16 protein-coding genes and 1 pseudogene are annotated in these 19,295 nt (G+C 68.7%); 13 read left to right on the top strand and 4 right to left on the bottom strand.

The window, feature by feature from the left end; genetic code table 11:
• Positions 1-31: 31 nt before the first annotated feature.
• The 3 genes from SPR02S_RS57640 to SPR02S_RS43805 all read left to right on the top strand — a co-directional run bounded on the left by SPR02S_RS57640 (position 32) and on the right by SPR02S_RS43805 (position 7,601).
• Positions 32-1,723, top strand: coding sequence for an AbfB domain-containing protein (locus SPR02S_RS57640; protein WP_019063392.1), 1,692 nt, complete (start codon positions 32-34; stop codon positions 1,721-1,723).
• Positions 1,724-1,804: 81 nt separating this feature from the next.
• On the top strand, positions 1,805-3,586 hold the full coding sequence (locus SPR02S_RS43810) for a putative Ig domain-containing protein (protein ID WP_019063391.1): 1,782 nt from the start codon (positions 1,805-1,807) through the stop codon (positions 3,584-3,586).
• Position 3,587: 1 nt separating this feature from the next.
• Positions 3,588-7,601, top strand: a complete 4,014-nt coding sequence (locus tag SPR02S_RS43805) for a putative Ig domain-containing protein (protein ID WP_306305761.1) — start codon at positions 3,588-3,590, stop codon at positions 7,599-7,601.
• Positions 7,602-7,711: 110 nt separating this feature from the next.
• Here the strand turns inward: SPR02S_RS43805 and SPR02S_RS43800 are convergent, their stop codons facing one another.
• On the bottom strand, positions 7,712-7,957 hold the full coding sequence (locus tag SPR02S_RS43800; RefSeq protein ID WP_019063389.1) for a hypothetical protein: 246 nt from the start codon (positions 7,955-7,957) through the stop codon (positions 7,712-7,714).
• Complete coding sequence (locus SPR02S_RS57635; RefSeq protein ID WP_019063388.1) at positions 7,954-8,463, bottom strand: carbohydrate ABC transporter permease; 510 nt, start codon at positions 8,461-8,463, stop codon at positions 7,954-7,956. The genes SPR02S_RS43800 and SPR02S_RS57635 overlap by 4 nt, the downstream gene beginning before the upstream one ends.
• A 4-nt stretch (positions 8,464-8,467) precedes the next feature.
• Between SPR02S_RS57635 and SPR02S_RS43790 the strand changes: the two genes are divergently transcribed.
• From SPR02S_RS43790 to SPR02S_RS43755, 10 genes and pseudogenes are all read left to right on the top strand, one after another.
• The gene (locus SPR02S_RS43790) at positions 8,468-8,911 is read left to right on the top strand and encodes a CoA transferase (RefSeq protein WP_019063387.1); all 444 of its coding nucleotides are present in this window, start codon (positions 8,468-8,470) and stop codon (positions 8,909-8,911) included.
• Positions 8,912-9,074: 163 nt separating this feature from the next.
• Entirely contained in the window at positions 9,075-9,905 is an 831-nt protein-coding gene (locus SPR02S_RS43785) for a hypothetical protein (protein ID WP_019063386.1), read from the top strand.
• Positions 9,906-9,925: 20 nt separating this feature from the next.
• Positions 9,926-10,789 carry a ribosome-inactivating family protein gene (locus SPR02S_RS43780; RefSeq protein WP_078623171.1) on the top strand — a complete coding sequence of 288 codons (864 nt, stop codon included), beginning with the start codon at positions 9,926-9,928 and terminating at the stop codon, positions 10,787-10,789.
• A 184-nt stretch (positions 10,790-10,973) separates the two neighbouring features.
• Positions 10,974-14,705 (top strand): WD40 repeat domain-containing protein, encoded by a 3,732-nt coding sequence (locus SPR02S_RS43775; protein WP_026151419.1) that lies wholly within the window; start codon positions 10,974-10,976, stop codon positions 14,703-14,705.
• Between the two features lie 393 nt (positions 14,706-15,098).
• The gene (locus SPR02S_RS61065) at positions 15,099-15,485 is read left to right on the top strand and encodes a hypothetical protein (RefSeq protein ID WP_019063383.1); all 387 of its coding nucleotides are present in this window, start codon (positions 15,099-15,101) and stop codon (positions 15,483-15,485) included.
• A 278-nt stretch (positions 15,486-15,763) separates the two neighbouring features.
• Positions 15,764-16,006 (top strand): annotated as a pseudogene (locus SPR02S_RS66320) (IS5/IS1182 family transposase); the annotation flags it as partial.
• A gap of 73 nt (positions 16,007-16,079) precedes the next feature.
• Positions 16,080-16,364 carry a DUF2637 domain-containing protein gene (locus SPR02S_RS65300; protein ID WP_245607722.1) on the top strand — a complete coding sequence of 95 codons (285 nt, stop codon included), beginning with the start codon at positions 16,080-16,082 and terminating at the stop codon, positions 16,362-16,364.
• A 422-nt stretch (positions 16,365-16,786) separates the two neighbouring features.
• Positions 16,787-17,398 carry a 4a-hydroxytetrahydrobiopterin dehydratase family protein gene (locus tag SPR02S_RS57625; protein WP_019063382.1) on the top strand — a complete coding sequence of 204 codons (612 nt, stop codon included), beginning with the start codon at positions 16,787-16,789 and terminating at the stop codon, positions 17,396-17,398.
• Positions 17,376-17,729 carry an MmyB family transcriptional regulator gene (locus tag SPR02S_RS57620; RefSeq protein ID WP_019063381.1) on the top strand — a complete coding sequence of 118 codons (354 nt, stop codon included), beginning with the start codon at positions 17,376-17,378 and terminating at the stop codon, positions 17,727-17,729. The genes SPR02S_RS57625 and SPR02S_RS57620 overlap by 23 nt, the downstream gene beginning before the upstream one ends.
• A gap of 32 nt (positions 17,730-17,761) precedes the next feature.
• Positions 17,762-18,379 (top strand): TetR/AcrR family transcriptional regulator, encoded by a 618-nt coding sequence (locus tag SPR02S_RS43755; RefSeq protein WP_019063380.1) that lies wholly within the window; start codon positions 17,762-17,764, stop codon positions 18,377-18,379.
• 37 nt (positions 18,380-18,416) lie between these two features.
• On the opposite strand, the gene SPR02S_RS63610 is transcribed toward SPR02S_RS43755, so the two are convergent.
• Together SPR02S_RS63610 and SPR02S_RS43745 are read right to left on the bottom strand one after the other, a co-directional pair.
• On the bottom strand, positions 18,417-18,575 hold the full coding sequence (locus SPR02S_RS63610; RefSeq protein ID WP_019063379.1) for a hypothetical protein: 159 nt from the start codon (positions 18,573-18,575) through the stop codon (positions 18,417-18,419).
• Positions 18,576-18,803: 228 nt separating this feature from the next.
• Entirely contained in the window at positions 18,804-19,136 is a 333-nt protein-coding gene (locus SPR02S_RS43745) for an EthD domain-containing protein (RefSeq protein ID WP_019063378.1), read from the bottom strand.
• Between the last annotated feature and the right edge of the window lie 159 nt (positions 19,137-19,295).

The following is a 19,295-nucleotide window of genomic DNA, read 5'->3' as shown; positions in this document are numbered from 1 at the left end:
AGCACCAACTCACAGGGCAAAGGAGCCCGACGTGACAGAAAGAGCCGCACCACCACCGAAAGGCACCACCCGCCGCACCGTACTCAAAGCCGCCGCAGGTGTCGGCGCCGCCGCCGTGGCGAGCCCGCTCCTCAGTGCGAGCCCGGCCTCGGCCGCGACGATCGTCCACCCCGGCATGCTGCACACCGCCGCCGACTTCACCCGCATGGCCGCCAAGGTGGCCGCCGCCGCCCAGCCCTGGCAGGACGACTGGCAGCTGCTGATCGCCAACTCCCATGCGCAGGCCACCTACACGGCCAACCCGCAGGCCACGATCTACCGGGGCTCCGGCACCCCGGAGAACTACGGCATCCTCTACAACGACATCGCCGCCGCCTACCAGAACGCCCTGCGCTGGAAGATCCAGGGCGTCGGCGCACACGGCAACGCGGCCCGCGACATCCTCAACGCCTGGTCGTCCACGCTCACGCTGCTCGACGGCTCCGCCGACCGGTTCCTGTCCTCGGGAATCTACGGCTACGAGATCGCCAACGCGGGCGAGATCATGCGCGGCTACAGCGGCTTCGACCTCACCGCGTTCCAGAACCTCCTGCGCAATGTGTTCTACCCGCTCAGCAATGACTTCCTGGTCAACCACAACGGCGCCTACGACAGCAACTACTGGGCGAGCTGGGACCTGTGCAACATCGCCTGCGTCCTGGCCACCGGCATCCTCTGCGACGACCAGACCAAGATCGACCAGGCCATCACCTACTTCAAGACCGGTGTGGGGATGGGTTCCATCGAGAACGCCATTCCCTACCTGTACGACGACCAGGGCCTGGCCCAGTGGGCGGAGAGCGGCCGCGACCAGGGCCACACCATGCTGGGCATCGGCCTGATGGCCACCATCTGCGAGATGGCCTGGCACCAGGGCTACGACCTGTACGGCTACGACAACAACCGCTTCCTGAAGGCGTGCGAGTACGTAGCCCGCTACAACCTCGGCGAGGACGTCCCCTTCACCTCCTGGACCTGGCACTACGGCGCCCCCGGCGTCTGGGAGGGCTGGCAGACCTTCACCGCGCCGGCCACCGACAGCAGGGGCCAGCTCCGTCCCATCTGGGCGCAGATCCACAACCACTACGCGGTGCGCAAGGGCCTGTTCGTGCCCAACACGGCCGCGTTCGCCAAGATCGTCGAACCCGAGGGCGGGGGAGGTGACTACGGCTCGACGAGCGGCGGCTACGACCACCTGGGCCTGACCCAGCTGACCTCCACCGAACAGACCCGCACCACCCTGCCCACCGGGGTGACCCGCTCCCTCCAGTCGGTCAACTACCCGACGTACTACGCCACTTACGGCTCCGACAACCTCGGTGCGCTGACCCAGGTCACCTCGTCCAGCTCCGCCACGCTCAAGACGGAGGCCAGCTTCACGATCGTGGCGGGCCTCGCCGACTCGAAGGGCTACTCCTTCAGGTCCTCCGACGGCCGCTACCTGCGGCACTACGCGTTCCGGATCGAGCTGGACACCAGCGACGGCACGGACGCCTTCAACGCGGACGCCACCTTCTACGCCCTGCCCGGCTCGACGAGCGGGTCGGTGCGGCTGGTGTCCCACAACTACCCGGGCCGCTGCGTCCGGCACCGGAACTACCAGCTGTGGGTGGACACGTACGACCTCGTCGCCGGGACCTTCCCGGCCGACAGCTCCTTCGTCCCCGTCACCGCCTGGGCCTGACCGACACACGACCACCCCTGTAAACGGCCGCCGCCCGCGCTCCTCCGCGGGCGGCGGCCACCCTCAGAAGGGACACCCCCGATGGACCGCCCCGAATCGCGCTTCTCCCGCCGCACCCTGCTGCACGCCGCGGGCGCCACCGCCCTCACCGGATACCTGTCCAGCCTGGCGACCCCGGCACGAGCCGCCACCGGGGAGGAGACCTCGGCCAACCAAGTGGCTACCTACCCCATCCCCGACGGGATAGCGACGAACGACAGCTTCGCCGTGAAGGTACGCACCCCAGGAGGCTCGTGGCACAAGGTCGCCATCTACCAGGCGAAGTCCATGCTCATCGATCCGAGAACGGGCAGCGGCACCACCCAGAACTCCTCCATGGCGTACTTCGACTTCACGGGGGAGGTCCAGGTCTCCGTCACCTACACCGCGGACACGGTCAAGAAGGCCCGGATCCGCCCCACTTCGTACGACATCGCGCACAAGCTGGACAAGAGCAGCGCCACCCTGACCTTCACCCTCACCGAACCGCGCAACCTTTCCATCGAGTTCAACGAGGACATCTTCGACAACCTCCAGCTCTTCGCGGGAGCGATCGACACCAACCCGCCCAGCGCGGACGACCCGGACGTCATCTACTTCGGCCCCGGCGTGCACTCCACGCCCGACGGCCTGCTCACCGTGCCCAGCGGCAAGACGGTCTACCTGGCCGGCGGCGCGGTACTCACGTCCCGAGTGGTCTTCGACCACGTCGAGAACGCCAAGCTGCTCGGCCGGGGCATCGTCTACCAGGCGCCCAACGGCGGTGGCTGCGGCGTCAATTACTGCGAGAACATCGAGATCGACGGCGTCACGATGCTGCTCCCCTGGGGGCACTCCATCAGCGCCGGACAGACGCAGAACCTCACCATCCGCAACCTCCGCTCGATCTCCGCGACGACCTGGGGCGACGGGATCGACCTGTTCTGCTGCAAGGACGTCGTGATCGACGGGGTGTTCATGCGCAACTCCGACGACTGCATCGCCGTCTACAACCACCGCTGGGACTTCGTCGGGGACTCCACCGACATCGTCCTCAAGAACTCCACCCTGTGGGCGGACGTGGCCCACCCGATCAACGTCGGCACCCACGGCAACACAGACAGTCCCGAGACGATCGAGAACCTCACCATCTCGAACATCGACATCCTCGACCACCGAGAACCACAACTCGACTATCAGGGCTGCATTGCCCTGAACCCCGGGGACAGCAACCTGATCCGCAACGTCCGCATCGAGGACGTCCGGGTGGAGGACTTCCGCTGGGGCCAACTCATCAACATGCGCGTCATGTTCAACACGTCGTACAACACCTCGGCCGGCCGTGGCATCGAGATGGTCTACGTCAAGAACCTCAGCTACACCGGCACCCACGCCGCCACCTCGCACATGGTGGGCTACGACGCGAACCACGCCATCAAGGACATCACCTTCGAGAACCTCGTCATCAACGGCACGCTCGTCTCCGACACCGACGGCCACGCCTCCTGGTACAAGACCTCGGACTTCGTCCCGATGTACACCAACGAGCATGTCTCCAACCTGAAGTTCGTCGACTCCGGGGCCTCGCTCACCGCCGTGCTGCCCGCGATCAGCAGCGCCAACTCCGCGACCGGGAGCGCCGGTTCCGACTTCGCTTACACCATCGAGGCGTCCAACTACCCGTACGCCTACGCCGCCACCGGCCTGCCGGACGGCCTGACCCTGAACAAGTCCACCGGAGCCATCTCGGGCAAGCCCACGGTCACCGGTACCTCGGCCGTCGAGCTCAGCGCCACCAACGCCGTCGGCACCGGCAAGCAGACCCTCACCCTGGTGGTGGGCTGACATGGCGAGACGCATGAGCCGCCGGTGGTTCCTGGGCGGCACCGGCACCATGACCGCCGCCGCGATCGCAGCGGCCGCTCCCACCACACTCCTCGCGGCGGGCACGGCGCACGCCGACGTACCCGTCGGGGGTGGGCCCGTCGGCTTCACCTTCGCCCACCCGGGGATCCTGCACACCCAGGAGGATCTCGACCGTATGAGAACCGCGGTCGCCGCCAAGGAGGGCCCGGTCTACTCGGGGTACCAGGCCATGGCCGCGGACGGCCGGTCCTCCTACGACTACACGGCGGCGAACACCGGACAGATCACCACCTGGGGACGCGGCCCCTACAACTACCAGGACCAGGCGCCGAACGACGCCGCCGCGGCCTACCAGAACGCCCTGATGTGGTACATCACGCAGGACGTCCGGTACGCCGACAAGGCTCGCGACATCGTCAACATCTGGTCGCGGACCCTGGAGGGAATCACCGGCGCGGACGGCGAACTCGGGGCGTCCCTCCAGGGGTTCAAGTTCGTCAACGCGGCGGAGATCCTGCGCCACACCGGCTACGACGGCTGGGCGGCCGAGGACATCGCGCGGTGCGAGAAGTCCCTCAAGGACGTCTGGTACAAGGCCCAGTCCGGCTACGCCCTGTTCGCCAACGGCGGCTGGGACGCCGGGATCATCCAGACCGTGCTGGGCATCGCCGTGTTCTGCGACGACCGCGTGATGTTCGAGGACGCGGTGCGCTACGCCGCCGCCGGGGCCGGGAACGGCAGCATCAGACACCGGATCGTCAACGCCACCGGACAGGGCCAGGAGAGCGGCCGGGACCAGACCCACGAACAACTGGCCCTCGGCCTGCTGGCCAGCGCCTCCCAAGTGGCCTGGAACCAGGGCGTCGACCTGTTCGCCTTCGCCGCCAACCGCATCCTCGCCGGGTACGAGTACGACGCGAAGTACAACCTCGGCAACGACGACGTGCCCTTCGCCGCGGACCTCGACCGGACCGGCAAGTACATCAAGACGGCGGTCACGACGCTCGTCCGCGGGCTCTCCCGCCCCATCTTCGAGCTGGCCTACGCGCACTACGTGAGCGTCCTCGGCCTGTCGGCGCCGTACACGAAACAGGCGGTCTTCCGGGGCACCGACGGGGCCCGGTTCATCGAGGGCTACGACCAGGACCACCCGTCCTGGTCCACCCTGACCTGCGCGCGGGAGGCACCGGCCTCGTCGACTCCCGTCGCGCCCCCGGGTGTTCCGGCCGGACTGACGGCGAGCAACGGATCGGACTCCGTCGACCTCGCCTGGGTGACGTCGGTGGACCCGGCGAGCGCCACCTCGGCGGCGACGTACTCGGTCGCGCGGTCCAAGACCAGCGGCGGGACGTACAAGACGGTCGCCACCGGGCTGACGTCCACGACGTACTCCGATCTCGAGGTCACCGTCGGCACGACGTACTACTACACGGTCACCGCCACCAACACGGTGGGCACGAGCGTCGCCTCCCTGGAGGTCTGCGCGACGGCCGGGCTGCCCAGCAACTGGTCGTCGCGGAACGTGGGTAGCGTCCAGGCGTCCGGGCTGACGACCTTCGACGGCGAGCGGTTCACCCTGGAGGCGAGCGGCGCGGACATCGCGGGCACCGCCGACAGCTTCCGGATCGCGCAGATGTCGCTGAGCGGGAACGTCACCATCACCGCACGGGTGGTGTATCCGCTCAGCTCGCAGTACGCCAAGGTCGGCGTGATGATGCGCAGTTCGACGGCAGCGGGCTCGGCGCACGCGTCGATGCTGCTCCAGGGCCTCACCCTCACCGCCTGGAGCGGAGTGTGGACCACTCGCGCCACCACCGGGGCGACGACCTCGGCGACGGGCAGCACCCCGGTCCCGCCCGCACAGCAGACGGCGATCTCGACGGCCGCCTCGTACCCGATCTCGAATCTGGGGTCCCTGCCGGACTCGGCGACTCCGTTGCAAGCCCCCTACGTGGAGGCGGCAGGCGACGGATACCGGATGCGGATGCCGTACTGGGTGCGCCTCGACCGCACCAAGGACAAGTTCACCGGCTCGATCTCCCCGGACGGCGTGCACTGGACCGAGGTCGGCTCCACCGAACTGGACCTCGGCACCACGGTCTACGTCGGCCTGGTGAACTGCTCGTGCCTGGGCGTCTCGCAGTCGTACGCCGAAACCGGGACGGCCGCCTTCGACAACGTCACCGTGGTCCGCAAGTCCTCCACTCACTGGCAGGTCGCCGCACCCAAGGGAACGGTCAACACACTGGCAGCGAACGCCGGTTCCAGCGCGATCGAGCTGACCTGGAGCGACACGGACCTGTCCGGCCGCTACACCGTCAAGCGCGGCACCTCACTGGGCGGCCCCTACCAGACGATCGCCACCGGCGTGGGACCGGTGGGCTTCGGCGTCCACACCGCCTACCGCGACCCCACCGGGACACCCGGCACGACCTACTACTACGCGATCGCCAAGACCAATGCGGGCGGCACGGGCCCCCTCTCGGCCGAGGTCGACGCGACGATGCCGACACCGCCCCCGCCGAAAATGGACAGCGCGTCAGCCGCGTACGCCAACACGGGTGTCCCGTTCGAGTATCTGATCGGCGCCTCCAACGACCCCGCGTCCTTCGCCGCCACCGGATTGCCCGCCGGCCTGAGCGTCGACACCACGACGGGCCTGATCTCCGGCACCCCCGCGGGCACGGGGGACTTCACCGTCCGGATCTCGGCGACCAACGCGGCCGGCACCGACAGCGCGACGGTCGAGCTCACTGTCGGGACACCACCGCCCGCGCCCTGGTCGTACCAGGACATCGGCGACTACGTGCTGGACGAACGGCAGTTGGGGATCTACGGCGTGGTGTCCGTCCGCACGCCCGGCATCACCAGTTACGACGCCACGGGCAAGAGCTTCACGGTGCGTGGCGCCGGGACGGACCTGAACGTCAACGGCCAGGGCATGACCGCTCAGTACGCCTACGTCCCGGTCACCGGTGACATCACCTTCACAGCCCGGGTCGCGAGCCGCGCCAACGCGGGCGAGCAGGACCAGGTGGGCCTGCTCATGACCCAGTCGCTGTCGCCGTTCGGCCAGTTCGCCGGGGCCATCCTCACCAGCAATGGCAGCGGCGACTCCGGCGTCCGGCAGTTCGTACGGCGCCAGGTGGTGGCCGGAGGCACCTCGACGACCAACGGCAGTGGCAGCAGTGTGGCGACCCCCACCTGGCTGCGGCTGGAGCGCGCCGGCAACAAGTTCACCGCCTCGGCCTCCGCCGACGGCACCACCTGGTCGGTCATCGGCCGGGACACGATCGCCTCCTTCGGCAAGGCCGCGTACTACGTCGGGCTCGCCGTCACCTCACGCAGTCCGTTCGCCCTCGACAGCACCGTCTTCGACAACATCACCGTCACCCAGGGCGCGACCACCGTCCTCGGCCAGCCGGTCAAGGACCCCTACCGGACCTTCAGTTCGGCCACCGCCACCACCGCGCTCTACGGCCAGTCGGGCACCGACCTCGCTATCCTCGGCGACGGCGCGGACATTTGGGGCAGCACCGACCAGTACAGCGCCATCTACCAGCCCGGCGCGGTCACGGACGGCTCGACCGTCACCGTCGCGGTGACCTCGCAGGACGCCACCAACGGCTGGACGAAGTCCGGGATCATGGTGCGCAACGACATCACCGGCACCGGCACGTCGGCCGGGTATCTCATCCTCGCGGTCACCCCCGCCCACGGTGTCGCCCTCCAGTGGGACAGCAACGGCGACGGCGGCGTGGACAGCAACATCGAGACGGACGGCACCACGGCCTACCCGACCTGGCTCAAGCTCGTCCGCACCGGCACCTCGTACACCGGCTCCTACTCCACCGACGGCGGCACCACCTGGACCAAGGTCGGCACCGCCACCGTGAGTTCCGCCGCCGCGACCCAGGACGCGGGCGTCTTCACCACCACCCATTCCTCCGGCGTCGCGGGGGAGGCCGACTTCAGCGAGTTCACCGTCGGCTGACCGCCCCACTGTCCTCAACAGGCCGTCGCCGGGCACCGAGGACCCGGCGACGGCCTGTGCAAGACCACCAAGAAGGACGGGCCCACGGCTCCCGCTGTCCGTGCTCCACCTCACCAGCCCGACGCGAAGGGCTCAACTGCCCAGTCTCCGAGGAGCCGGATCGTCCGCTCCGCCCGCTCCTCGTGGAGATAGTGGCCGGTTCCGACCCAGTGATCCACACGGGAGCCCGACACGTGCAGGGCGGTGCGCTCCCAGGCCGCGGCTTCCTCGGACGTCCACACGGTCAGCGCGGGCTGCGGGCGTCGCCGCAAGTACTCCTCGCTGTGCGGGCGGGCCGCCCGGGTGGCGCTGCTCATGACATCTTCCTGTTCGTGACGCGGTAGAAGACGAGGGCGAGGATGCCGGTGACCACGGCCAGGACCAGCGACTCGGCGGCCGCGTACTGGTAGTTGCCGGTCTTGAACGCCTTGTCGAAGATCTCCATCATCGGCGTGAAGTCGGTGCTGATGGACTCGGGCGCCACGTACCTCAGCAGCAGTGGCTCGGCGAACAACTGCAGTCGGCCGATCAGCGAGAACATGCCGGTCAGCACCAGGATGCCGGTGATGTTGGGCACTTTGACGGACCAGGCGATCCGCCACTCGCGGGCCCCGTCGAGCCGGGCCGCCTCGTACAGCTCGCGGGGCAGCGCCTGCAGCGACGCGGAGATCAGGATCATGTTGAAGCCGATGCCCTGCCAGGTCAGCAGGTTGCCCAGCGACAGATAGGTGTTGAGGCCGCCGAACAACGAGAGATGCACCCCCGCACGGCCGGCCACGTCGACGATCGGGCTGATCGTCGGACTGTAGAGGAAGAGCCACATCAGGGTGGAGGAGCAGTTCTACGCGGCTCTCCTCACAGGCCTCGACCTCGCCGACGACCCGGAACTGCCCGCCCGGCACGACAGGGCGCAGTGGCCGCTGCTGCGCGAGCGGTTCGCCGAACGCACCCGCGCCCAGTGGTGGGACGTATTCCGGGGGACGGACGCGTGTGTCGCCCCGGTCTGGTCGCTCGCCGAGGCCGCCCGCGACGAACACCTCACGGCCCGCCACACCTACATCGAGGTCGACGGCGTCGTACAGCCGGCCGCGGCACCGCGCTTCTCGGCCACCCCGCCCGCGCCCGAACCGTACGGTCGGCCGGTCAGCACGGCGCCGCCATCCGCTCCGAACTGGGCCTGCCGGCTTGATCGACATCCGCTTCGGCACGTCGCTGGCATCGCGGCGAATCCCAAAGGTGGCTCCCCGAAGGTCCAGGTAAAGCCGCGGTGAACCGCAGGTGCCACTGTCGGGACCGGCGGGGGAGCCTCAGCCGCCCGGCGGGCACCCCGGTTGTTTCGCGTCATGAGCGGGCTGTGAGACAAATCCCGGCGCCTCCACGCTCGGACCAGTCACCCGTACGGGGACGCCCCTCCAGGACGCAAGGACTACCGACGTGCGCAAACTCAAGAAGGCAACCATGGTCGCCATCGGCCTGGCCGCCAGCCTGACCTCGGCGGTCGCACTGGCCGCCCCCGCCAGCGCGGAGACCAACATCCGCGGGACCGAGTCGTGGGACACCGACAAGCTGCTGATGACCCTGTGCACGGGCAACACCGGCCTGCACAACTGGTTCATCGACACACGCAACGGGTCAGTCGTCCGCAACAACATCGACGCCGACCAGGCAAGCCTGAAGACCCCGGCGTACGTGGAGCAGTTCACCGGCTACTGCAGCTACCCGCAGTCGTCCTCCTGGACCTGGGCCGGCCCGCAGACGCAGATCAGCAATCAGGTGATGAACTGCGGCTACCGGGTCACCCAGTCCGAGTCGATCACCAAGAGCATCACCAAGACCAGCACCACGACCAACAGCGTCGGCGGCTCGGCCGGCGTCGAGTGGAACATCCTCAAGGACGTGCTGTCGGTCCAGGCGACCGCCAGCTACGAGCACACCTGGTCCTGGAGCAAGGCCAGCACCTGGACCCAGAGCGACTCGCTGAGCGTGCCGCCGCGGACCAAGGCGCAGCTCAACTTCGCACCGCTGATGCGTACTGTCCGCTCCAACCCGATCTTCCACGTCACCCACTACATGTGGGAGATCGGCGGCGACTACAGCGGCAAGTGGTGGGTCCCCAACACCTGGCGCGGCCGGGGGTACAAGGACATCAAGTCGTACGGGGCCTACTACGACGCCAAGGCCAACGTCATCAACCCGGACGGCAGCCCGGTCGGCACGACCATCGCCCTGGACCACCCGGCGAGCAAGGCCGACTGCGGCTTCTGACGGAAGGGCGGATACCGATCATGGCGAATCCCCTAGTGGGCACCGCGTACACCCCCCAGAAGAAGCTGACGCTCTCCGTGGCGGTCACCGTGTTGCTGGTGCTGATGGTCAGCCTGGTCCAGCCCTTCGGTGCCACCAGCGCGCACGCCATCGACGACGGCCGGGACATCAACTGGCACATCCGCGACGGCGCGGCCGGATACAACAACATGATCAACCAGGTTCGCGCACGGGCGGCGAGCCGGGTGGTCTACGACAAAATGGACATGACCACGGGCGATGCCAACGACTACTTCTCGGTCAACGTCTGGGAGTCGTCGCTGGACGGCAACGTCCCGTCCGTCCGTCTCATCGTGCGAGCCGAGAACCTGTACATCCAGGGCGTCTACGTCCCCGATCTCAGCTACTACTACCACTTCGGCGACGCGACCGCGAAGAGCTACCTGCCGACCAGCATCGCGTCGAATCTGCAGCTGCCGTTCAGCGGCGACTACCTGAGCATGACGCGGTACGCCAACCAGACCATGACCACCCCCAGGTTCCGGGCCTTTGACATGAGCAGAAACGCCGGCATCCTGAGGGCCCAGAACTCCCGGGGCTTCGAGCGGGCCGGTGCCCTGCTCTCCTTCGTGGAGGCGATCTCGGAGGGTGCCCGCTTCAGCTACATCTCCAACCGCATCGCCTCCAACTGGAACACCGGCACAACGTTCGACCTCAACTCCGTGGACATGGTCAGGAACTGGGCGTCCCTGACCAGCTGGACCCGCAACAGGCTGGCCCACGGCTCGGCCACTCCGGAGTACGGGTGGATCGGCGACCAGCACATCCAGACGCTGTCGAACGTGGCCGCGATCGCCGCGCTGCTGCTGTTCTGGAAGGGCTGACGGAGCAGTTCCCCCAGCATGCACAGGGAGAGGCGGTCATCGGTCGGCAACGACCGATGACCGCCTCTCTCGTGGTCAGGGCCCCTGCGGGCCGTGATTGTGTTGCTTTTGCGACGCGTAGTTCACCTCCCGTCCCCCTGCTGCAGCGAGTTTCGCTGAAGTACCACGTGGAGAGGCGCGGCCGATGGGACGCCAGGAAAATCCGGTGGATCCCGAGGCCGGACCGGTCGCGCGATTTGCCCACGAACTGCGTGCTCTGCGCAAGCAGGCCGGTAGCCCTACCTACCGGGAGATGGCCGGCCAAGTGCCCCATTCGGTGGCAACGCTCGCCCGCGCGGCCGCAGGCGTCCAGCTGCCGACCCTCCAGGCCCTCCTCGGATACGTCGAGGCGTGCGGCGGGAATACCGCCGAGTGGGAGCAGCGCTGGCGTCAGGCGTCCGAGGAGATCGCCGTCCAGGAGGGCAGCCACCCGCCCTACCGCGGCCTGTTCCGGTTCGAGACGACTGACCGGGGCTGGTTCTTCGGCCGGGACCGGCTCGTCGCCGAACTGCTGGACCTGGTGGAACGCAAGCGGTTCAGCGCCCTGCTCGGCGCCTCAGGCAGCGGGAAGTCCTCGCTGCTGCGCGCCGGGCTGATCCCACCGCTGCGCGAGGCGCAGGCACCGCGCCTCCGCCCGGCGGCGATCCGGGTACTCACCCCCGGCGAGCACCCCATGCGCACCCACGCCGGTCTGCTGAAGCCGGACCGGGCGGGCGGCGCCGCAGACACCCTGGTGATCGTCGACCAGTTCGAGGAGGCATTCACCCTCTGCGCGGACCGGGGCGAGCGGGCCGACTTCATAGAGCTGCTGCTCGCCGCGCGCGAGCCGGACAGCGGGACGCGGGTGGTCCTCGCACTCCGTGCGGACTTCTACGGCCACTGCGCCGAGCACCGCCAACTGGCCGCGGCGCTGTGCGAGGCCCATCTCCTGGTCGGGCCCATGAACGCGCAGGAGGTCCGGGAGGCGATCACCGGGCCGGCGGCAGCAGCCGGGCTCACTGTGGAACGGTCGCTGACCGCCGCGCTGGTCAGCGAGGTGGCCGAGCAGCCGGGCAGCCTGCCCATGCTCTCCCAGGCGATGCTGGAGACCTGGCGCCGACGGCAGGGCAAGAAGCTGACCCTGGCCGCCTACCAGGCGTCCGGCGGTCTGCACGGAGCGATCGCCACCACCGCGGAGGACGTCTACTCCCGGTTCACCCCCGGCCAGGCCCGGATCGCCCGCCACATCCTGCTGCGGCTCATCGCCCCCGGCGACGGGGCACCGGACACGCGCCGCCGCATCGAGCCCGCGGAGCTGGAATCCGGCCGGGCCGCCGACACGGCCCTGGTGCTCGACCGTCTGACCCAGGCCCGGCTGCTCGTCCTGGACGACGGGGCGGTCGAACTCGCCCACGAGGCGCTGATCGACGGCTGGCAGCGGCTGCGGTCCTGGATCGACGAGGACCGCGAGCGCCTGCGACGGCACCGCCGGCTCACCCAGGCCGCCCAGGAGTGGGAGAAACTTGGCAAGGACCCCGGGGCCCTGTACCGGGGGGAGCGGCTGGCCACCGCCGAGGAGATCTTCCGCGCCGACGTCCACAGCGATGAACTCACCACGCTGGAACGCACATTCCTGGCCGCCGGCACGGCCCATCGCGACCTGGAGAGACAGACGTCGGCGCGCATCTCCAGGAGGCTGCGGATCCTCGGCGCGGCCCTCACCGCACTGCTGGTCCTGGCAGCGGGCGCCGGCCTGGTCGCCTGGCAGCAGAACAACACCGCCACGCGCGAGCGAACTTCGACGCTGGCCCGGCGGGTTGCCTCGGCCGCGGCCAACCAGCGCGTCACCAATCCCCAGCAGGCCATGCTGCTCGGCGTCGCCGCCTGGCGGACCGCCGACATCGCCGAGTCCCGTTCCGCGCTGCTCGGCGCCTGGGCACAACGAGAGCAGGAAGCCTTCACCGATCCCGGGACCGATCCCGATACCAGCCGACTGCTCAGTGCGGACGGCCGCACGCTGATCAGCGTGACCAGCGGCACCGTGCAGAGCTGGGACGTCGCCACCCAGCACCGAATCTCACGGTTCAGCTATCCGGGTGCCTCTCCGGGCACCACGGCCCTTCCCACCCTCAGCCCCGACGCCCGGACCCTCGCCCTCGGCACCTACCAGGGCACCCGCCTGTGGGACCTGGCCACCGGGCGGCCGACCGGGGCCGCGCTGGGGAAGGACGCCATGGTCGAGAGCTTCGGACCCAGCGGACGGACCCTCGTCGTGGACCAGATGGGCTCCTCGGCCGAGCTGCGCGACGCAGCCAGCGGGCGGACGCTGCTCCAGCGACCCACAACCGGTGCCCCGGTCGCCATCGCCTCCCCGGGCGACCGCATGGTGGCGGTCTGCTCGGAAGGGCAGCCGCCCCAGCTGTGGGACGTCAGGCGGCAGCAGCGGCTCACCGGCCCCTGGGACAGCGGGCACGCCGACTGCACCGACGGCAGTCTCGCGTTCAGCCCGGACGGCCGCGAACTGGCGGCCACCTCCAGCAGCGGGGTGCGGATCTGGTCCATCGCCGACCGGACAGAGCTCCAGACCCTGTCGGAGGACCGCCTCAACGAGATCGCCTACAGCCCGGACGGACGGTTCATGGCCGCCGGGGCCGGCGACCAGATCGTGATCTGGCGGCTCAGCGAGCCGCTCGCCCCGGTGGCCCGCTACCCGCTGGCCAACGAGATGGCCGACCAGCTCAGGTGGGATCCGAGCACCCACCTGCTGCGCTTCCTGGACAGCGCGACCGTCCGCTCACTGGACGTGGGTGCGACGGTGGATGCCGACTGGCACACCTCTGGCCTGGACGCCAGCCTCCTCAGCCCGAACGGCTCCCTGCTCGGCACCGCCCAGCGCAAGGCCGACGGGTTCCGTTTCGTCCTCACCGACCTGCGCCACGGACGCGTCCTCAACGACACCACCTTGCCGTTGCCACCGCCCACATCAGGTCACGCGGACGAATCCGACCACAGCCCGAACCTGGCGTTCAGCCCGGACAGCGGCGCCTTCGCCTTCGGCATCGGCAGCGACCTGCACACCGCGCCCCAGCCGTACGTCGTGTACGACGTGCCGGCTCGGCGTGCCACCCGACTGGACCTTCCCGGCCGGCCGTCGCTCGGGATCGCGCTCGGCCCGGGCGGCAGCATCCTGCTCGTCGGTCGGATGCCCGACGGCGGTGACCCGACGGCGGTGTGGACCACGGACCGGTGGGACACCCGCCGACGCGTACGCATCGGCACCCTCTCCGGGATCTCCGGAATCGAGTTGGCACTCCGGCCCGACGGACGGTTTCTCGCCACCTCCTTCGAACAGCTGGCCCCCGTGCCCGCCGGGCCGGTCACCACCCGGATCCTCAACCAGGGCAGCGCCATCACCGCGCTCGCCTTCAGCGGCGACGGACGCTACCTGGCCGTGGGGGACAGGGAGGGACGCATCACCATCTGGAACGGCGCGGCCCAGCACCGGCTCGGAACGTATGCGGGCACGTTCACCGGCAGCCAGCACGGCGAACCAGAGCCCGTGCTGGCGCTGGCCTTCTCCCATGACGGACACCTGTTGGCCGCCGCCGGACAGGCGGGCACCCTGCAACTGTGGGACACCACAGCCCTGGAGCAGGTGGGCCAGGACCTGCCGACCCCCGGCGAGGCGATCAACTCCATCGCCTTCAGCCCAGACAACGACACTCTGCTCGCCACCAGCGCCCACGTGCCACTACAGAGCTACTCGATCGCCCCACGCCAACTCGTCGCAGCAGTCTGCCGCCGTACCAATGACGCCGGCCTCTCCCGGGCCGACTGGCAGACCTACCTCCCCGAGGAGCCCTACCAGCCGCTCTGCACCCACCCACGGCTCCCCTGACCCGCCCGCCGCCCGCCGCCCGCGTCGGCGACCACGCCCGCGCGGTCCTCCAGCCCATTGGAGACGTGAGTGTTGAACTCCGGCCGGATCCGTCCAACAACCCCTACCTCAGCCGCGCGGGCCAAGCCATTGAAGATCCACCATCTTGAAGTCGCTGGTCACGAGGCTGGTGTGAGTCGTTGCTCGTGTACTCGTACTGGCCGGGGGCGCTTGTCGTAGTTCAAGATCGTCTGCCGTTCCTGCGATCACGGATCTGTGGTTTCCCCGGCGTGCGCGAGGCGGGTGTCCCTACGACCCGGGCAGGAGGTGCATCAAGGTGGCCCAAGATGCGGAAGTGGATCTTCGTGAGCTGTTCATGGCCCGCCGGGCCGAACTGGAGCTGAGGCCGAGAAGTTGAGCCAGCAGTTGCAGGAGGTCCGCGACGAGCTGGAGGAACTCACCGTCGCAGAGCGGGTCGCGCGTCGGCTGGCCGAGCGGGTGCGTACCGAAGCCGAGTCGGCGGTGACATCGCCTGCCGGGCACGTCGCGGGCCGTGCGGTGTCGGCGGTGCCGCAGCGCGAGCGGGACATGGACGAGACGGTCCTGCCCGCGGACTATCAGCGGATCATGGACGTGGTGCGGCGGGCGGATGGGCCGGTCATGGTGAAGCAGGTCTGCGGTGAGCTGGGGGTCTCTCTGGAGCCGGCCCGTTCGGAGGCGCTGCGTTCGAAGCTGAACCGGCTCGCGGAACGGGGCTGGTTGCGCAAGCTGGCCGACGGGAAGTTCACCACCACGCTGTGAGCGCGCCGGGGCGGCAACGTCATGCGGCTGAGGCCGTAACGGCCGTGCCCCCGGCGGCAGTTGATGTCGTATGCGAAACAAGACCAGCTCCGCCAGGGGTGCTGAGACGGTTGTCCACCAGTCGAGCCTCACCCTGTCCACGGCCACCCTGACCTTCCTCGGCGACCTGCTGCGCGGTCACCTGAAGAAGATCCGCTCAAGGTGGCGCAAGCTGTCGGCCGGGCGGATCGCCACGGTCGTCCTCGCCGTTCTCCGCCACGACGGTGCGGCGTTGGGTGATGGAGGCGCTCGGCCTGCTCGCCGCGCGGGCCGAGCGCCTGGACCGCGCGTTGCAGAAAGTCGCCCGAAAGGGTGGCCACGTCGTCCTGATCAACGGCACCCTGATCCGCACCCGGCGCCGCACCGGGAAGGACAACCGCCGCCACTACAGCGGGAAACACAAGGCCCACGGCCTGCTCTTCCTCGCGCTCACCGACGACTGGGGTCGGCTGCTGTGGATCTCCGCGGCCCGCTCGGGACGCTCCTCGGAGATAACCACCGCCCGCTACAACCACCTCGTCGAGCGCCTGCGCGCCCAGGAGTTGGGCGTCATCGGTGACCTCTGCGTGCTCTCGTGGTGCCGGGGTCGCCGCCTACGCCTCATATGTTCACCAGCGGGAGTTCGCGTCGCAGGGTGGTGCGGACACGGTCAGCGCCTCGTTGTGGCCTCTGTCCGTGGACGGCCGATATCTCCTGGCCACGATCGGTTTGCCGAAGCCTTCCGGAGCCCGCACCCGCCGCACCCGCCGCGCCCGAGGCGCGGTGTGGTCAGCGTTCCTTCTGGGTATCGCGGTCTCCCTGGCTGCGAATGTCGCGGCAGCCCCGGCTGTGGAGTGGTAGTCGGTCTTTGTCGCCAGATGGCCTCCCGTCGCGTTGCTGCTGTCGGTGGGACACCTGGTGCATCACCCGGTTGGCCGACTGGATGTGACGGCAGGTCAACCGGGACAGGGAGCCGGTCACGCGAAGAGCAAGCGGCTGTATGAGGACGACGATCCGTTGCTGCCGCGGGCTCGCTTGGTCGATGCCTGGCATCGGGAGCTGCACCAACGACCCGTCTCGGCCGAGACGCTGAGAAAGGAACTGCGCATCGGCGCGAGACGATCGAGACAGTCGGCCGCGATCGTACGGGGAGTCGGAGTGACGGCGGCGCGACAGAGATGGCCCGCAATTGGGCAAATGAACCGTAGGGTCGGAGTTCCGATTGAGCCCTGGCTACCGTTGCGTCGGCGACGTTTGACGACGACATCGGAGAGCATGACCATATGGCTGACAGGATTCTGACGGAAAGCGAAGCGTCGCTGGCAGTTGAAGACCTCGGCTGGCGGTACCTCCTCGACTGCCTCACCACCGCTGTCACGGTCCACTCTCTCGTCGAGGCGTGCGAAGTCATCCGCGCTGCGGTCGGCATCGCCGGCCCACACGCGAACGGCCATCTGCGCCTGCGCGCGACCGCCGACCGAGTGGAACTCACGCTGGAGACACGTGGCACATTTCGAGTGACTACGCAGGACGTTGATCTGGCCCGCTCTATCACGAAGGCAGTTCGCGCGGTCGGCTACCGGACGGTCGCGCACCCTGCTCATCATGCGGTTCAGTCGCTTGCCATCGCGATCGACGCGATGGACATCCCCGCAGTGCGCCCGTTCTGGAAGGCGGTACTCGGGTACGACGACGTCACCGCGCCCGCCGACCTGGTGGACCCGTCCTGTGGCGGTCCGTCTCTCTGGTTCCAGCAGATGGACGAACCGCGCACGCAGCGCAACACGATTCACCTTGATCTGACTGTTCCGCACGACGATGCCGTTGCCCGAGTCGAAGCCGCCCTCGCGGCCGGCGGCCGACCCGCGCCACATGGTCCGCTTTCTCTTCCGTGACCCTGCCGCACGCACGCTGTTCGTCGACTGGGACACCGTGGCGCGCGACACCGTCGACGCGTTGCGGCTCGCCTACGGTCACGAGCGCCGTGACCCCCTGATCGCGGCATTGATCGATGAACTCGGAGCCGAGGGCGGAGAGTTCATCGTGCTGTGGGAGCGTCAGGGCAGGATCACCCTCACCTGTCAGACCTTCGAAGTGCGGGACGCGCCGGGACAGAGCCTGGTCGCCGGGACCGCCGAGCCCGGCAGTGCGGACGCCTACCGCCTGGCACTGCTCCGCGTCGCACCGCCGCTGGATGCCCGGCTGGCCTTCACCGTCTGCGAGTAACGGAAACCAGCGTTTGCGTTTAGGGTGGGGGCATGCCCCGCTTGAGCGAGGAGCGCCGGGAAGAACGGCGCCGCCACATCCTCATCAGTGCCTGGAGTTGCTTCTCCCGCAACGGATTCCACGCCACGTCGATGGACGACGTCATCGCCGCGACCGGCATGTCCTCCAGTGCCGTCTACCGCTACTTCCGCAGCAAGGACGACCTCATCGACGCCGCCGCGGACGAGGCCCTCGTCCTGGTCCGGGACCTGTTCGAGCGGCTCCTGGAGCGCCGTCCCACCCCTTCACCGTCCGAGGTGCTGACGGCGATGACGGCAGAGGCCCGCGATCGCGGCGAGGGGCAGTCGTACGACCTGACCCGCATCGCCATCCAGGCTTGGGGCGAGGCACTGCGCAGCCCCGAACTCGAAGTTCGCACCCGGGCGTTCTATCTGGCCATGCGCGGCAGTCTCGCGGAACTGGCCCGTCGCTGGCACGACGAAGGAATCACTCCGCCGCAGGCGGACCCGGAGCAGATCGCGACCGTACTGATGACGCTCATGCCCGGGCTTCTGGTCGGCCGTCATCTGGTGGCGCCGGTCGCGGCGGAGCAGTTGATCGGCGGGCTGGGCTCCCTCGCCTCGGCTCTGGACGGCTCGCCGACTTCGTAGCGGCTTGTCGGTCCGGGCTGCGGGGCGTCCGCCGCTGTCACCCGGAAGCGAGTGAGTGGACGAACGCTTCGTCCAGCCCGATCTCGTGCAGGATCTCGCGGGTGCGCGCGCCGATCGCGGGGGTGGTGCGGCCGGGGTGGCGCGGCGGCACGGAGCGGGGCCGGGACGCGAACGCTCCCTCCAGGTGTGCGCCCATGGCGGTTCACGCCCGGGTGTCCGTTCGGTCGCGGAACAGGGTTGGTCGGAGAGGCGCAGTACACGCAACAGGGCGCCGTGGAACGGTGGATCGAGGTTTCGTGCCCCTGTCGACTTCAGGGCGGTCGGCAACCTAAGTTCAACAAGACCGGCTTAAAGGGAACCACCAAGCCGCTGTGGTCGTCGCGGCCAACAACGAGTGGCTGTGGCCGGCACTGCCGCACGCTCCCTAGACCAACTGCACCCTGCGGTCCAAGACGGCCGAATGAATCCCGACGGACGTCTCACGCATGTACGCCGTCCGCAGTTCGTGCGCTTCCTTGTATTCCTCGGTCGCGAGGGCCTCGCGCATCTCCTTCTCCGACTCGAAGCCGATCTGCACGATCGCGTCGATCGGATCTTCCTCGCTGTCCGTCGCGAGGTCTGTCAGGTAGTACTGCACGTACTCCTTGACCTGGGGAAGGGCCACATAGGTCGGCCCGTACTCCAGTTCCATGAAACGGCGGAAGTCCTCCGTGGAAATCTCCGGGCGCTTCCTGATCACCGTCATCAGCTGCAGCATGTCACTACCGCCTTCCTGAACACCTGTTCATTGCAAGCTACCATGAACGGGTGTTCAATGAATCGGTGACCAAGGCAGACAACCGCGACCTGCGCTCGGCGGTGCTGGACGCCGAATACACCTCGCTGGTCGAAGCGGTCGAGTCGGCCCTCGACGCCG

It is taken from the genome of Streptomyces prunicolor NBRC 13075, assembly GCF_000367365.1.
In the GTDB taxonomy this organism is placed as follows: domain Bacteria; phylum Actinomycetota; class Actinomycetes; order Streptomycetales; family Streptomycetaceae; genus Streptomyces; species Streptomyces prunicolor.
This window is presented reverse-complemented; position numbering and strand designations above follow the sequence as displayed.

Bases quoted from the DNA above. Each gene is read 5' to 3' on its own strand.
- SPR02S_RS43810 (WP_019063391.1), top strand. From the start codon at position 1,805: ATGGACCGCCCCGAATCGCGCTTCTCCCGCCGCACCCTGCTGCACGCC.
- SPR02S_RS43805 (WP_306305761.1), top strand. From the start codon at position 3,588: ATGGCGAGACGCATGAGCCGCCGGTGGTTCCTGGGCGGCACCGGCACC.
- SPR02S_RS43800 (WP_019063389.1), bottom strand. From the start codon at position 7,957: ATGAGCAGCGCCACCCGGGCGGCCCGCCCGCACAGCGAGGAGTACTTG.
- SPR02S_RS57635 (WP_019063388.1), bottom strand. From the start codon at position 8,463: ATGTGGCTCTTCCTCTACAGTCCGACGATCAGCCCGATCGTCGACGTG.
- SPR02S_RS43780 (WP_078623171.1), top strand. From the start codon at position 9,926: ATGGCGAATCCCCTAGTGGGCACCGCGTACACCCCCCAGAAGAAGCTG.
- SPR02S_RS43775 (WP_026151419.1), top strand. From the start codon at position 10,974: ATGGGACGCCAGGAAAATCCGGTGGATCCCGAGGCCGGACCGGTCGCG.
- SPR02S_RS57625 (WP_019063382.1), top strand. From the start codon at position 16,787: ATGGCTGACAGGATTCTGACGGAAAGCGAAGCGTCGCTGGCAGTTGAA.
- SPR02S_RS57620 (WP_019063381.1), top strand. From the start codon at position 17,376: ATGGTCCGCTTTCTCTTCCGTGACCCTGCCGCACGCACGCTGTTCGTC.
- SPR02S_RS43755 (WP_019063380.1), top strand. From the start codon at position 17,762: ATGCCCCGCTTGAGCGAGGAGCGCCGGGAAGAACGGCGCCGCCACATC.
- SPR02S_RS63610 (WP_019063379.1), bottom strand. From the start codon at position 18,575: ATGGGCGCACACCTGGAGGGAGCGTTCGCGTCCCGGCCCCGCTCCGTG.
- SPR02S_RS43745 (WP_019063378.1), bottom strand. From the start codon at position 19,136: ATGCTGCAGCTGATGACGGTGATCAGGAAGCGCCCGGAGATTTCCACG.